Here is a 14,394-nt window from a genome sequence, read left to right on the forward strand (position 1 = left end):
CACTCCGCCGCCGCTAAGGACGCAGCCATGGAAGGTCTGGGCTTGGCGCGGCAAGGCCATCGACAAGACGACAGGAAACGGAAAGACGACATGCTCGCAATAGCGGCTGGATGGATTGCGATGGCGGCGATGTCGGCCAGCGTCTCCGCGCTGTATTACATCGCCTACGCCGATCGCTATGGCGTTCCAGCCAATCTCTACACCAAGCTCGGCGCAGTCGGCGTCATCGCCCTCTCAGTCGCTGCGTTTGTGTGGGGCATGACAACCCTGGGGAAGAAGTTTCCAGGGCAGACCTTCAAAGCCTACTGGGGGCTGGGCGCCGTCGGCTTCGTCATTTTCGGCACAAGCTGGACGGCCGTTAGACGGCAAGCCTTCACGGTTCTCGGCCTAGGTTATTTCGAAACCGCCCTGGCAATGCTCACCACCGGGCTGTTCGTTGCCGGACTCTGGATCCACCTGGAAATACTTCACTTTCGAAAGAACAACCCCGATTACGATCCTTCCGCCTAATCCTCGCCCGCCGGCGGCCAGACGCTGGCGGTGACGCCGCCGCCGTCGCGGTTGGCGATGGTCAGGCGGCCGCCGAAGCGCTTGAGGAGGCGCTCGGCGGTGGGGATGCCGAGGCCGAAGCCCCCGGTGTCGCGGGCGCGGGCGGCGTCGCCGCGGAAGAAGGGCTCGTAGATGCGGGCCAGCACCTCGTCGGTGAGGCCCGGTCCCTGGTCGAGCACCTCGATGCGCGGGCCTTCGGGGTCGTCGACCACCAGCCGCACCTTGGCCTTGCCGCCGAAGCGCACGGCGTTGTCGACCAGGCGGATCAGGGCCTGCTCCAGCGGGTCGCGGTGGGTGCTGAGGGTCAGGGTCCTGGGACCTTCGTAGCGGACCAGCCTGGGCCAGCGGGCGATGACGGCGCGGATCAGGGCCGGCAGGTCGACGGGCTCGGCGGTGCTGGCTGCGTGCTGGGCGCGCAGCCAGGCCGACAGCGAGCGCAGCATCTCCTCCAGCTCGTCGACATTGCCGCCGACCATGGCGCGGATGTCTTCGGGCTCGACATAGTCGGAGGCCAGCTTCAGGCGGGCCAGGGGCGTGCGCAGGTCGTGGCTGAGCGCCTCCATGGCCCGGGCCTGGTCCTCGATCAGGCCGGTGATGCGCTGCTGCATGTCGTTGAAGGCGCGGCCCAGTTCGGCCAGGTCCGGCGGCCCCTCGACGGCGACCGGCTGGGGCGGACCCTCGCCCACGCGGCCGGCGACCTCGGCCAGGCGCCGCAGCGGCTCGCCCAGCTGGCGCAGGGCGTAGGCGCCCAGAGCCACGCAGGCCAGGGAGAAGGCCAGGGTCGTGGCCACCGCCCGCAGGGCGATCGGCCAGGGACGCGGGAAATGGCGCGAGCGAAACGACAGCCAGCGGCCGTCCGAGAGCCCCATGGCGCCGACGAGGTCGCGGCCGCCGTCCGACTGGTCCTCCGACCACAGGCGCAGGGGCCGCCTGGCCAGGCCCGGCTCCCACTGGCGGACATAGCGGACGATGGCGTCGGCCTCGCCGGTCTGGGCGCGGGCCTGGGACGGGGCCTGCGGCGGGGCGGCGACGACCTCGGCCTCGAGGTAGCGCGAGGTCATCACCTGGTCGAGATCGGCCTGGGACAGGCGGCTGACGCGGTCGCCCACCACCAGCAGTTCGGCGATGCGGCGGGCGTGGTCCTCGCGCAGGGACTGGCGGTCGATCGCCTGGTAGAAGGCGACGCTGGCCGCCAGCTGCACGAACACGATCGCCGCCACCACCAGGATGGAGCGACCGATCAGGCCCCGGGGCCGCTGTAGGATGTCTCGCACCTTCGAAGCCATGGCCAAGGCTTACACAGGCGCGCGCCCCGGGGCCACTACAGGTTGACGTCCTCCGTCGCCGGACGTTCGGCAGACGCGCGCCGGGCGGTCGCGCGCGACCGGAAAGTCGCCCCGGCATGTCGTCGCTATCTCATTTTGAGAATATAGGCGCGCGATCTACGTATTGGTACGTAGTAACCATGGCCTTTGTTTCGAGGGTTTTGTCACGACCGATTAACGCTCATCCAGCATCCTGCCCGCGAATTCGGGAGGCGGGCGTGCGTTTGATCCAGTTCGACAGTATTGAGGCCCAGCGCCGCGTCGGCGGCCAGCTGGTGATCGGCTGCGTGGCGGCCAGCGCCGTTGTGGTTCCGGTCGCCGGCCTGCTGACCGGCGCGCCGCTGCTGGTTCCGGCGGCCGGCTCGATCGCCCTGGCGGTGCTGGTGCTGGCCGCCTACGGCCTGTGGCGCGACCGCCTGGCCCAGCAGCTGTGCACGGCCCTGGCCCTGGTCGGCCAGGTCGCCCTGTTCGTGCTGGCCTTCCAGGGGCATGGCCAGCAGGACGAGGCCCGCATGGCCTTCCTGGCGGCGCTTGCCTTGCTGGTGGCCTATGGCGACTGGCGCGTGGTGGCCGCGGGGGCGGCCGCCGTGATCGGCGTCGACCTCCTCGCCGCCGGCCTCCTTCCCCATCGCCTGGCGGCCGACGAGAGCCTGCTGGCGCTTGGCCTGCGGGCGGCCATGACCCTGACCACCGCCTGGTCGCTGATCTGGCTGACGGCCGGGGTCTCGCGCCTGTTCGTCACCGTTAGCGCCCGCACGCAGGCCTCCGAGCGGGCCGCCCGCGCCGCCGACGAGGCCAACGCCGCGGCCCTGGCCGAGCGCGCCGCCGCCGACCGCGCCAACGCCGAGCGCGCCCGCCTGAAGGCAGCCATGGAAGCCGAGCAGACGGAGGTCGTCGAGCATCTGGCCCAGGCCCTGCGCCTGCTGGCCGGGGGCGACCTGACCTCGCGCCTGGAGACCCGCTTTTCCGCCCAGTACGAGCCGCTGCGCCAGGACTTCAACGACGCCGTGGCCAAGCTGCGCGCGGCCCTGGGCGAGATCAGCGGCAACGCCGCCAGCATGAGCGCGGGCGTGGCCGAGATGAGCCGCGCCTCCGACGAACTGGCCAACCGCACCGAGGACCAGGCCGCCAGCCTGGTGGAGACCTCCACGGCGCTGAGCCAGATCACCGCCACCGTCGCCGAGACCGCCGACAACGCCCGCAAGGCCAACGCCGCCGCCGCCCGCGCCCGCGAGGAGGCCCAGCGCTCGGACCCCGTGGTCACCGAGGCGGTCGAGGCCATGACCCTGATCGAGACCTCGTCGGGCCAGATCGGCCAGATCATCGGGGTGATCGACGAGATCGCCTTCCAGACCAACCTCCTGGCCCTGAACGCCGGCGTCGAGGCCGCGCGCGCGGGCGATGCGGGCAAGGGCTTCGCCGTGGTGGCGCAGGAAGTGCGGGCCCTGGCCCAGCGCAGCGCCGACGCCGCCCGCGAGATCAAGAGCCTGGTGGCCGTCTCGGGCGACCAGGTCGCCGCCGGGGTGGAGCGCGTGGGCAAGACCCGGCAGGCCCTGCAGCGCATCGTCGCCCGCGTGGCCGAGATCGACGTCCAGATCGACGCCATCGCCCGCTCGGCCGCCGACCAGGCCTCCAACCTCGGCGAGGTCAACACCACCATGGGCGCGATGGACCGCGTGGTGCAGCAGAACGCGGCCATGGTCGAGGAGACCACGGCGGCGGCCCACGCCCTGAAGAGCGAAGCCGCCGAGCTGGCCGACCGCATCGGCCTGTTCCGCACCCGCGAGGAAACGGCCCCATCCAGCCAGTGGGCCGCCTGATGCAGGCGGAGGTCGCCGACTTCACCGCCACCGACCTGATCAAGCTGTTCGCGGCCACCTACCTGCCGCTGTGCGACCGGCTGGAGTCCGCCGGCGTTCTCGACCGCGCCGCCCTGGCCGACGCCATGGGCCTGTACGTGGCGCCGGGCGAAGAGACCGCCAGCGCGGCCATGGTCGAGGCCCTGCAGATCGTGCTGCGCCGGCCAAGGCGCCAGCCGGGACCGCGACGCGAGCCGGCGCTGCGGGTGATCGCGGGAGGATTGGGGTAGCCCCAAGGCGGCCGAAGCGAGCAGGCCAAGCGTCGGATATCGGCCTGCCCACATAGTGTCGGCAGCCCGGCGAACGGGATCGCCCCTACCCCGTCTCGCCCAGCACCTTGCACAGGGCCGCGGCCAGGATCTCCCAGGGCTCGCCGGGCTCGGGGTCGAGGCGGGCGCGGATGTCGCGGGCCAGGGCCTGGGGGTCGAGGGCGCCGGCCGCCTCCAGCGAGCGGCACAGCGGCAGGTAGGTGGCGGCGAACAGGCGCACGATGTCCTCGCCCGAGAAAGCCGGCACGTCGGGGCTGGGGATGGCGCTGGGCGCGCCTGGGGGATCTTCGGGACCGGCGGGGGACATGGCGATGGGGGCTCCGGGAACTGATCGGGGCTCCTGCCGCGAAATCGTCGTTCGCGCCTTGATCCGGATCAAGGCCGCCCGCCGCGCGACATGGGACCTCGCCCTTCCCTCCCGCGCGGGAGGGGAGGAGGAGAGACACGCCCCATGCCCATGGACGTTCGATCGACGCTCGCCCGCCATCACCTCGACGTCGGCGCCGACTACGTGCTGCGCAGCGCGGGCCTGCTGTCGTCGGTGTTCGACGGCGATATCCTGCGGGGCCTGGTGTTCCTGACCGCGCTGCGGCTGTCGGAACACGCGCCGCAGGACGCTTGCGGGGAACGCCCCGTCCGGCTGACGGCCATCGCCCGGTCGCTGGGCCTGCCCATCGAGACCACCCGCCGCCACCTGCTGAAGCTGCAGCGCGACGGCTTCACCCTGCGCGCCGCCGGCGGCGGGGTGATCGCGCGCATTCCCGAGCGGCCCGACATCGCCGAGGCCATGGCCGCCAACAGCGCCAACCTCGCCCGCCTGTCCGCGACGCTGGAACTCGCGCCGGCGGGCTGAGGCCGGCCGCAACCTCGGCGCAGCCCGGCCGTTCCGACCCCGACCACGGACGGCGCGAGGCAGGGATGAGCGACGGCAGGGACCTTTCGCGCGGCTGGGCCTTGGCGCTGGCGCTGCTGCTGGCGGCCTGCGCGCCCAGCCCGCAGGAGCAGGCCCGGCGCTCGATCGAAAGCGGCCAGGCCGTGGCCGAGATCCAGGCCTTCTTCGACGCCCGCGCCCAGGGCCTGCCGCTGGGCCAGTGCGCGGCCGTGCTGACGGGGATCTCGCCGGTCGAGATCAGCCAGCGGACGGCGCAACTCGACACCGTCCGCGCCCTGGTCGAGGCGGGGCTGATGGAAGAGGTTCCCGGCGCCCCGGCCGGCGAGGTGCGGCTGGCGCCGACCGCCAAGGCCGCCCACTGGTTTCGCCAGCGCACGCGCAACCCGGCCCTGCCGCCCAGCATCGAGCTCTGCTACGCCCGCCGCAAGATCACCCGCGCCTGGCTGGTCGGCGAGGACGGCAAGACCCTGAACTTCGCCTACCGCCTGGAGGGCGCCCCGGCCTGGACCGGCGACCCGCGCATGCGGGCGGCCTTCCCGTTCCTGGAGCCGGCCCTCAGCCAGGAGATGGTCGCCACCGGCATCGCCCCCTGGCGCGACGGCCGCTGGTACCTCGACCTCGCCGACGAGGGCATCACCCTCCCCGGCCAGGACGAAGGCTTCTACGCCTGCCCGGACGGGCGGGAACGGCCGGATCCGGGGTGTGGGGATTAGGGGGCGGCCGCGCCGCCGGAGCGACGCACCGGGCCTCGCCTCCCCTGCTGGTCTCGGACAAGCGTCCAGCCAGGAAAACAATATTAGAGAGCTTTACTTGGCGCGCCGCCGGCGACGGGAATTTATGCGCACGAATAAAGTATTAATTGAAAAAAGACTTCGGAATGAGGTATTGTTGGTAAATGGAGATAGAGATCTCCGTGGCCCGTGTCAGCTTACAGCCAACACAGGAGAGCAACCCATGACGCAATAAGGAGCATCAGATCATGGAAAACCACCTTCAGCTAACCGCCATCATCCTCGCGACCGGATTCTTCGTGATCTGCGTCGCCGTTGCCGCCTTCCTCATCCCCGCTTGGGCCAAGAGCTTCGATCGCACCGCGGTTAAGGCCATGCTCAAGACCCCCGACATCGAAATGCGGATGAACACGACACCCCCGGCGCCCAGCACGCCGCCCGTCGTCGCGCCCTCGCCCGCGCCCGCGCCGAAGGCCATCACTCATCAGCCCCCGAGCCACGACGCGCTCAGTTGCGAGAAGACTGACAAGCGCGCCGCCTGATCCCCACGCGCCCACAGGCGCCCGGTGGAAGGCAAACAACAGGCCGCCGCTCGAAAGAGCGGCGGCCTTTGTCGTTTCAGGCGCTCCGCAGCCCCCTATCGCCCGCCATCACCCGCAGCTCGTAGATCACCACCGGCTTGTCGCCGGCCTCGATCCGCACGCGGGTCGGGGTCGCGCCGGGCGGCAGGGGGATCTCGGCGGTGAAGAAGCCGTCGCGCTTGCCCGGCGGGGTCGTGAACGTGCCGACCGGCGTCCCGTCGACCAGCACCCTGGCCGATTGGCCGGCGTCGGCGCCCCAATAGACCAGCTGCAGGGTCAGCGGACCGGCGCGGCGGGCCAGCGTCGCCTCCAGCCAGCCGCCGCCGGGATTGAGCTTGCGGCCGCTGCGGCCGTTCAGCTGGATGATCTCGCCGTTTGCGGCCGCGACCCTGTGGTCGACCTCGGGCTGCTGCTCGCCCAGATAGACAGTGTCGACGGTGCGGGCGACGGTGTCGATGCGGGCCTGCTCGGCGGCCAGGAAGGCCTGGCCCTCGGCCGCCCAGCGGGCGTTGGTGAACACCGGTGCGTAGACGGCCGTGCGGTTGTCGTACTGGGCGAAGAACGGGCTGAAGGTGGCGCTGCCGCCGTCGGCCAGGTCGGCGGTGAAGACATGCGGGGCGGCCCTGGACGGCTTCAGCAGCGTCTCGGGCGGACCATCGCCGCGCAGGGCCGGGGCGGCGCGCTCGAAGGGCCGGTCGGCCGGACCCAGGCTCGCGGCCAGCACCAGCGGCCCGGAGACGAAGGCCACGAGGTTTGGATCGTCCGGCGTCGGCTCGGCCCGCAGCGACATGGGCAGGACCAGGCGGATGCTGTCGCCGACCGCCCAGCCGCGCCTGATCCGCAGATAGCCGTCGTCGCCGCGCCGTCCGGCGGCCTTGCCGTTGACCGTGACCTGGGGCGCCGCGCACCAGCCGGGCAGGCGCAGGGCGATCTCGCGCTCGCCCTTGGGGGCGCGCAGGAGGCTGAGGGTCACGGTTCCGTCGGCGGGATAGGCCGTGACGAGGTCGATGGCGAAGTCGCCGTCCGGCAGGTCGAGCCGCGAGGGGATGAAGAGGTTGAGATAGAGCGCGCCGTCGCCGCCCCGCCACCAGATGCTGTCGGCGTGCTTGGCGTGGCTCTCCATGCCCGAGCCGACGCAGCACCAGAAGCTGTCCTCATAGGTGGAGTAGCTGCGCCGCCCGCCCGCAGCCATCGGCATGAAGTAGACGAAGCGGCCATCGCTGGGCCGCTGGTGGGCCATGATGTGATTGAGCTGGGCGCGCTCGTAATAGTCGAACAGGGCGCCGTCGGGCTTCCAGCTCCACAGGTGGCGGGTCAGCTTCAGCATGTTGTAGCTGTTGCAGGCCTCGCAGGTGGTCTCGGCCATGCGGCGGGCGATCTGGCGCGGCTTGCCGAAGTGCTCGCGGTCGGAATTGCCGCCGATGACGTAGCTGTGGTCGCGGGTCACGGCCTGGTGGAAGAAGCGCGCGGCGACGGCCTCGCCGGGATCGTCGCCGGCCGTTTCGTAGAGGCGCGCCAGGCCGATGACCTTGGGGATCTGGGTGTTGGCGTGCAGGCCGGCCAGCTCGTCGCGCTGGGCGGCGATGGGATCGAGCACCGCCTTGTGGCGCAGGCGCCGGGCGACCTTCAGCCAGCGCGCGTCGCCGGTCAGGGCGTAGGTCTGCGCATAGGCCTCGTTGATCCCGCCGTGCTCGGCGACCAGGATCTTCTGCACCTGCTCGTCGGACAGGCCGTCGATGACGCCCGCGAAATAGCCGGCCACGCCCACGGCCACCTCCAGCGCGCCGGGCGTTGCGGCCAGGCGGTGGGCGTCCAGCAGCCCCGCATGCACCTTGTGCCAGGTGTAGACCGGCACCCAGCCGTCGTTGAGGCTGAAGCGCGAGGACCGGATGTCGCCCCGCCGCAGTTCCTCGAACACCTGCTTGCCGCCGGCCGGATCGTCCTGGTTCCAGCGCGTGGTCGCGCCCACATAGCCGTCGCCGTGGGCGGCCTGGACGCGGGCCAGCTCGGCGACCGTGTAGGCCAGTCGCTCGCGCAACACCGGATCGCCAGTGTTGGCGACCTGCAGCGAACAGGCCGTCAGCCAGTGGCCCAGGGTATGGCCGGCGATGCTCTGGGCCTCCCACCCGCCATAGACCGGCGCCTTGACCGGCAGGCCCGCGCCCTTGTGGAAGTTGTGCAGCAGCCGGTCGGGCGACAGCGAGACCAGATAGGCGCGGTTGGCCTCCTGGGCCTTGCTGAAGATCGACGGCTTCAGCGTCACGTGACGGGCGGCCACCGGGTGGGCGACGACGCGGGCGGAGGCGACGGGCGGAGGCGCGGCGGCGGCGGCGCCGCCAGGGAAGGCCCCTCCAGCAAAAGCAAGGGCGGTCGAGGCCAGCAGGAAACCCCGGCGGGTCGACGTCGCCCTGGTCGCTTCGTTCCCCGCCATGCTCCACCCCACGCTATTTGTCAGACAATTAGGCTGAAGAGAGCACGGGGTGCAGCGCGGCTCAAGGGCGGACCTCTGGCCGCGTGCACCGTCCGACGCGCTCGATTTTATAGAACGCTGTTTTTTAGAATCGAAAATCAACCTATGGTTAAAATCTCTAGGGAGGGCGCCATGAGATCACTGCTGATCCTGCTTTTCGGGCTTAGCCTTTCGGCATGCGCGACAGTCCCACTCAACGAGCCCATCTCGCTTGGTGAAAAGAACGCCGCGTACTCGTACATCCCGCTCGATCCGCTTCCCGTCTCCGTTCAGAACGACAAGGGGTGCGCGACCACGGTTCGCACTCTGCTGGACAATCTGCCGGACAATGCCGTTCGGATCGCTATCCAGCAAATCAGCGGCAAAACCGACGCTACCCTCGGCCCGGCCGTGTTGGGCGCCAGCGGCAACCAGTACCAAGTCACGCTCGACTACATAAATGCCGATACGGCCAACATCAGATTTTTAGTGGGCTACCGTCATCCGGGAGACAAGGAAAGCGTGCCCCTGCCGATCACGCGAGACTTTCCGCAAGATGCGGAGGTCGTTGCGATCCGGTTAGCTGGCGACAAGGAACTCGCCAATGGCAACGAAGTCGTCATTCCCGTCTATGTCGGCGTCGGATTGCGTCTCACGGCCACCGTCCAAGTGATCAAAGGCAAGATCAATCTCTCGAGCTTGGGCGCGATCGCGGCCAGCGTCGAAGGCGAGAAAGCCGCAGGCTCCCTAGTCGTGCAGACACTGGGGATCAACGGCAAGCAGGTGGCCGCGAGCATGCCATTGCCCAGCGAATTGAATTCCACAACCGTAGCCAACGCCATCCAGAGCCTGGGCGCCGTCAAGGCCATCCTCTACGATTCAGCCAACACTCGCGTCGTGCCTCGCGTCACCGGTATCTATAATCCGCTGCCGTCCAGCGACCCGCGAGTGATCAACGCTATCGTCTCGCAGTTGGCCAAGTCTCATATTCCGTGGTCACCGCCATGCTCGGGGGTCGGCACGACACAGACGCCGTAGCTGGCCCCCACTTAACCAAAAACCGACGTTTCGTGGTCATGGTGGAACCCGACAGCTGCCGGCCGCCTTCGGTCGGGAGCCTGGGGGTTTGTGGACTTGGGTCTCGGCGGTTCCGACATCGCGAGCGATCGCGCGGCGCTGTGGCGTCGCTGGCGGCGGCCGGCGGGGCTGACGGTCGCCTACGTGGCGTCGATGGCCTACAGCCTGTTCCTGACCGGGGCGGCGCAGGAGATCGCCACCATCTGGACGGCCAACGCCGTCATCATCGCCGGCCTGATGACCCTGGATCGACGGCGCGGCGCGGCGCTGCTGGCGGTGACCAGCGTGCTGCACCTGCTGCTGAGCCTGGCGACCAGCAGCAGCACCGCCTTCGCCCTGGCCGTGACCGTCCTGGACGCCGTGCAGATCGCCGCCACGGCCTTTGCCCTGCGCCTGCTGCGGCTGCCGGGCAAGGTGCGCAACATGCGCGGCCTGCTGGTGCTGACGGCGGTGTCGGCGGTGTTCACGGCGGCGACCTCGATCGCCGTCAACGGCGTGGCCTCGCTGGCCGAGGGCGGCGGCTTCTGGACCGGCTGGAGCGGCTGGACCACCAGCAACGTGCTGGGCGTGGCCATCGCCCTGCCGACCATACTGATCCTGCTGGACCGCCGCCACGCCGAGGCCTTCCCCGTGCGCGGCTGGCTGGAGCCGGCCGCCGGCCTGGCGATCATCGCCGCGGTGTCGTGGAGCGTGTTCACCGGCCCGCCGCAGATGCGGGTGCTGGTGTTCGCGCCGGTGCTGCTGGCGGCCTTCCGCGGCGGCCCGCGGGCGGCGGCGCTGTCGGTGATGGCGGCGCTGGCCTTCGCCATCCCCGCCGTGCTGTCGATCGTGGGGCTGGACCCCAAGGCCGCCGCCGAGCCGATGCGCCACCTGCTGCTGTTCCACATCGTGCTCTACGCGGTGAGCATGGCCGCGGCCCTGGCGCTGAGCCGCCAGACGCGACTGTCGGCCCTGCTGGTGCGCCGCCAGGCCGCCGCCCGCGCCGCGCAAGGCCGGGCCCAGGCCGCCAACGCCGCCAAGTCGGACTTCCTGGCCACGATCAGCCACGAGATCCGCACCCCGCTCAACAGCATCCTCGGGTTCGCCGCCCTGGTGGCCGAGGACGCAGACCTTTCACCCGAGAACCGCCGCCGCCTCGACCTGGTCGGCCGCGCCGGACGGTCGCTGGCCGAGATCGTCAGCGACCTGCTCGACTTCGCCAAGGTCGAAGCCGGCCGCCTGGAGCTTGTCCTGTCCCCCGCCTCCCCCGCCGCCCTGCTGCGCGACGCCGCCGCCATCATCGCTCCAGAAGCGCAAGGCAAGGGACTGAGCGTGACCGTCGAGGTCGAGGGGCGCGGCGGCCAGGACCCCGAGGCCGTGTTCGCCCTGGACGAGACGCGCCTGCGCCAGGTGCTGCTGAACCTGCTGAACAACGCCGTGAAGTTCACGACCCATGGCGGGGTGACCGCACGCCTGTCGGTCGGTCCCGATGCAGGCCTGCTGCGCTTTTCCGTGGCCGACACCGGCATCGGCATCGCGCCCCAGGTGCAGGCGCGCCTGTTCCAGCGCTTTTCCCAGGCCGACAGCTCGATCAGCCGCGCCTATGGCGGCACGGGCCTGGGCCTGGCCATCAGCAAGGCGCTGGTCACCCAGATGGGCGGGACGATCTGGGTCGAGAGCGCCCTGGGGGTCGGGGCCGTGTTCCACATCGCCCTGGAGGCCCAGGCCGCAGAGGCCCCCGCCCCCGCGCAGGAGACCGGCCCCGAGCGCGCCGCGGCCCGGGTGCTGCTGGTCGACGACCACCCGATGAACCGCGAACTGGGCGACGCCTTGCTGACCCTGGCCGGCTGCCAGGTGTTCACCGCCGAGGACGGCTTCCAGGCCGTGGAGGCCGCCCGCACCGGCAATTTCGACCTGATCCTGATGGACGTGCACATGCCGGGCATGGACGGCCTGGCGGCCGCCCGCGCCATCCGCGCCCTCGACGGACCGATGGCCGACGCGCCGATCCTGGCGCTGAGCGCCGACGTGCTGCCCGAACAGGTGGCCCGTTGCCGGGCGGCGGGAATGGACGGCCACGTGGCCAAGCCGATCCGCCGCGACGAGCTGCTGGCGGCGGTCTCGCGGGCCCTGACCGATCCGCCCAGGCGCGACCGAACGTCGCATGAGGGCGCGACACACGGAAAAAGCGTCTCGCCTTAACCCTTTTTCGGGCCGGGCGTGATGGTTGAGGTTTCCGGCGGCGCAAGCCCCGGCTGGGGGTAGGGGCTTGAACGCACGCGCCGATCGACGAGCCGAGCAGGCTGGCGTCCGCTGGGGACTGCTGGCGGCCCTGATCTGCGCCTATGTCGGCTCGTTCCTGTTCAGCGACCTTCTGACCCGCGACAGCAACGGCATGCCCTCGCTGTGGCCGATGAACGCCATACTGGCGGCCGGCCTGCTGCGGATGGATCCGATCGGCCGGCGCATGCTGCTGGGCATCGCGCTGGCGACCAACCTGACGGTGCACGCCATGGCCGGCGATCCGTGGATCGTCATCGCCGTCTACACCGCCTGCGACATGGCCGAGAGCCTGGCGGCCGCGGCGCTGACCCGCCGGCTGCGCGGCCCGCGCCCGTCGATCCGCAGCGTGCGCCACGCCCTGGTGCTGGTGGCGGCCATGCTGCCGATCACCGTCACCGTGGCGGCCATCGGCGCCAGCGTCGCCGCCCCGGCCGCCGGTGCGGACCTCCTGCCGTTCTTCGCCGCCTGGGCGGCCTGCAACAGCATGGGGATGGTGATCGCCCTGCCCGCGGCCCTGGTGATCCTGGACCCCGCCAACGCGGCGCCCTTCAGGCGGCCGCTGCCGATGCAGGCGGCGCTCTACGCCCTGGTGGCGGGGGCGACGGTCTTCGGCTTCCTCAAGCCCAGCATGCCGATGCCGTTCCTGATCTTCCCGGCGGCGATGCTGGCGGCCTTCCAGATGGGGCCGCGCGGCGCGGCCTGGAGCGCGGTGATCGTCATCGCCGTCACCGCTCCCATGACCGTCGCCGGCGACGGCCTGGCGCGACTGGCCCCGCGCTGGGCCGAGATCGACCGCATCCGCCTGATCCAGGCCTTCGTCACGACGATCTTCTTCACCTGCCTGGCGGCGGCCCTGTCGCTCTACAAGGAGCAGCGGCTGAAGGGGCTGATGGCCCGCCGCAGCGCCGCGGCCCGCGCCGCCCGCGCCCGCGCCCAGGCCGCCGGCCGGGCCCGCACCGACTTCCTGGCGACCATGAGCCACGAGATCCGCACGCCGCTCAACAGCGTGCTGGGCTTTGCGAACCTGCTGGCCGAGACCGAGGACGGGCTCAGCCCCGCGGGCCGCAGAAAGCTGGAGCTGATCGCCCAGGCCGGCGGCTCGCTGGCCACCATCGTCGACGACATTCTGGATTTCTCGCGGCTGGAGGCCGGGCGCGTGGAGCTGCGGCCCGAGGCGGTGGATCCCGCCGCGCTGCTGGCCGACGCCGCCTCGATCATCGCGCTGGACGCCCAGGCCAAGGGGCTTTCCCTGTCGGTGCAGGCCGACCTTCCGGACGGCCTGGACTACGCCCTGGATCCGGCCCGCCTGCGCCAGGTGCTGCTGAACCTGCTCAACAACGCCGTGAAGTTCACCGCCAGCGGCGCGGTGCGGGCCAGCGTGCGGCTGGAGACGAGCTATCCCGGCGGGCCCGAGCGCCTGCGCTTCACCGTCGCCGACACCGGCATCGGCATCGCGCCCGAGGTGCAGGGACGGCTGTTCCAGCGCTTCAGCCAGGCCGACGGCTCGATCAGCCGGGCGTTCGGGGGCGCAGGGCTGGGCCTGGCGATCAGCAGGACCCTGGTCACCCGCATGGGCGGCGAGATCGGCGTCGTCAGCACGCCGGGCCAGGGCGCGACCTTCTGGTTCACCGCCCCCGCCGAGCCGGTCTGCGCCGCCGACGGCCCCGCGCCCGAACAGGAGGCCGCCGCCCGGGTGCTGCTGGTCGACGACCATCCGATGAACCGCGAGCTGGGGGCGGCGATGCTGACCCTGGCCGGCTGCGCGGTCGAGACGGCCGACGACGGCGACGAGGCCGTGCGCGCCGCCGCCGCCGGCGACTTCGACATCATCCTGATGGACATCCACATGCCGCGCATGGACGGCCTGGCCGCCGCCCGCGCCATCAAGGCCCTGCCCGGCCCCGCCTCGCGCGCGCCGATCATCGCCCTGTCGGCCGACGTCATGCCCCAGCAGATCGAACGCTGCCGCCAGGCGGGCATGGTCGACCACGTCGCCAAGCCGATCCAGCGCGACGTGCTGATCGCGGCCCTGAACCGCTGGCTGGGCGTGGAGACGGAGGCGGCGTAAGGCGCCTTGATCTGAACGACCGCTTCTCGCCATTCCGGATGCTTCGAACCGCTCGTCGGCGACCGCGCCGCCGCCGGCCTGCGGTCGACCGAAACCAGCGATAATGCAACCTGGAAGATAGTCACCCGCGCGCACTATCGCAGAGGATTGAGAAATCGATCAACCCCGGCGCCCCGTTTCCCTTGCCTGGCAAGGAAGCAGCCCTCTTCGTCGGATAGTCGACACTATCGAAAGCCATTGCGGCAAAGCGTCACAGAAGGCATTGCTCCCGAAACTGAAACCGTTGTTCGGCGTAGAAACCCGCTAGGGAAACCGGGGGGAAACGGGGTCAA

12 protein-coding genes are annotated in these 14,394 nt (G+C 70.8%); 9 read left to right on the plus strand and 3 right to left on the minus strand.

Going from position 1 to position 14,394, the window contains the following annotated elements; genetic code table 11:
- Positions 1 to 27: 27 nt before the first annotated feature.
- Positions 28 to 510: a hypothetical protein gene (locus DDF67_RS10330; protein ID WP_146198005.1), complete on the plus strand. Its 483-nt coding sequence runs from the start codon at positions 28 to 30 to the stop codon at positions 508 to 510.
- Here DDF67_RS10330 and DDF67_RS10335 read toward each other — a convergent pair.
- A complete protein-coding gene (locus DDF67_RS10335) occupies positions 507 to 1,835 on the minus strand; it encodes a sensor histidine kinase (RefSeq protein ID WP_109100817.1) in 1,329 nt (442 codons plus the stop codon). The genes DDF67_RS10330 and DDF67_RS10335 overlap by 4 nt on opposite strands.
- A 263-nt stretch (positions 1,836 to 2,098) precedes the next feature.
- Between DDF67_RS10335 and DDF67_RS10340 the strand changes: the two genes are divergently transcribed.
- The gene (locus DDF67_RS10340; protein WP_199229206.1) at positions 2,099 to 3,694 is read left to right on the plus strand and encodes a methyl-accepting chemotaxis protein; all 1,596 of its coding nucleotides are present in this window, start codon (positions 2,099 to 2,101) and stop codon (positions 3,692 to 3,694) included.
- On the plus strand, positions 3,694 to 3,963 hold the full coding sequence (locus DDF67_RS10345; RefSeq protein WP_146198006.1) for a hypothetical protein: 270 nt from the start codon (positions 3,694 to 3,696) through the stop codon (positions 3,961 to 3,963). The genes DDF67_RS10340 and DDF67_RS10345 overlap by 1 nt, the downstream gene beginning before the upstream one ends.
- Positions 3,964 to 4,048: 85 nt before the next feature.
- Here the strand turns inward: DDF67_RS10345 and DDF67_RS10350 are convergent, their stop codons facing one another.
- Complete coding sequence (locus DDF67_RS10350; RefSeq protein ID WP_109100820.1) at positions 4,049 to 4,309, minus strand: hypothetical protein; 261 nt, start codon at positions 4,307 to 4,309, stop codon at positions 4,049 to 4,051.
- Between the two features lie 144 nt (positions 4,310 to 4,453).
- Here DDF67_RS10350 and DDF67_RS10355 point away from each other — a divergent pair, with 144 nt between their 5' ends.
- The 3 genes from DDF67_RS10355 to DDF67_RS10365 all read left to right on the plus strand — a co-directional run bounded on the left by DDF67_RS10355 (position 4,454) and on the right by DDF67_RS10365 (position 6,167).
- A complete protein-coding gene (locus DDF67_RS10355) occupies positions 4,454 to 4,855 on the plus strand; it encodes a helix-turn-helix domain-containing protein (RefSeq protein ID WP_146198007.1) in 402 nt (133 codons plus the stop codon).
- A gap of 65 nt (positions 4,856 to 4,920) precedes the next feature.
- Positions 4,921 to 5,607: a hypothetical protein gene (locus tag DDF67_RS10360; RefSeq protein WP_109100822.1), complete on the plus strand. Its 687-nt coding sequence runs from the start codon at positions 4,921 to 4,923 to the stop codon at positions 5,605 to 5,607.
- A 266-nt stretch (positions 5,608 to 5,873) separates the two neighbouring features.
- Entirely contained in the window at positions 5,874 to 6,167 is a 294-nt protein-coding gene (locus DDF67_RS10365; RefSeq protein WP_109100823.1) for a hypothetical protein, read from the plus strand.
- A gap of 76 nt (positions 6,168 to 6,243) precedes the next feature.
- Here DDF67_RS10365 and DDF67_RS10370 read toward each other — a convergent pair whose 3' ends face one another.
- Entirely contained in the window at positions 6,244 to 8,637 is a 2,394-nt protein-coding gene (locus DDF67_RS10370; RefSeq protein ID WP_109100824.1) for a beta-L-arabinofuranosidase domain-containing protein, read from the minus strand.
- 171 nt (positions 8,638 to 8,808) lie between these two features.
- On the opposite strand from DDF67_RS10370, the gene DDF67_RS10375 reads away from it, so the two are divergent.
- From DDF67_RS10375 to DDF67_RS10385, 3 genes are all read left to right on the plus strand, one after another.
- On the plus strand, positions 8,809 to 9,693 hold the full coding sequence (locus DDF67_RS10375; protein WP_146198008.1) for a hypothetical protein: 885 nt from the start codon (positions 8,809 to 8,811) through the stop codon (positions 9,691 to 9,693).
- 90 nt (positions 9,694 to 9,783) lie between these two features.
- On the plus strand, positions 9,784 to 11,913 hold the full coding sequence (locus DDF67_RS10380) for an ATP-binding protein (RefSeq protein WP_233247610.1): 2,130 nt from the start codon (positions 9,784 to 9,786) through the stop codon (positions 11,911 to 11,913).
- A gap of 67 nt (positions 11,914 to 11,980) precedes the next feature.
- Complete coding sequence (locus tag DDF67_RS10385) at positions 11,981 to 14,062, plus strand: ATP-binding protein (RefSeq protein ID WP_158278028.1); 2,082 nt, start codon at positions 11,981 to 11,983, stop codon at positions 14,060 to 14,062.
- Positions 14,063 to 14,394 lie beyond the last annotated feature (332 nt).

Origin of the sequence: Caulobacter endophyticus, assembly GCF_003116815.1 — a bacterium.
GTDB classification, from domain to species: domain Bacteria; phylum Pseudomonadota; class Alphaproteobacteria; order Caulobacterales; family Caulobacteraceae; genus Caulobacter; species Caulobacter endophyticus.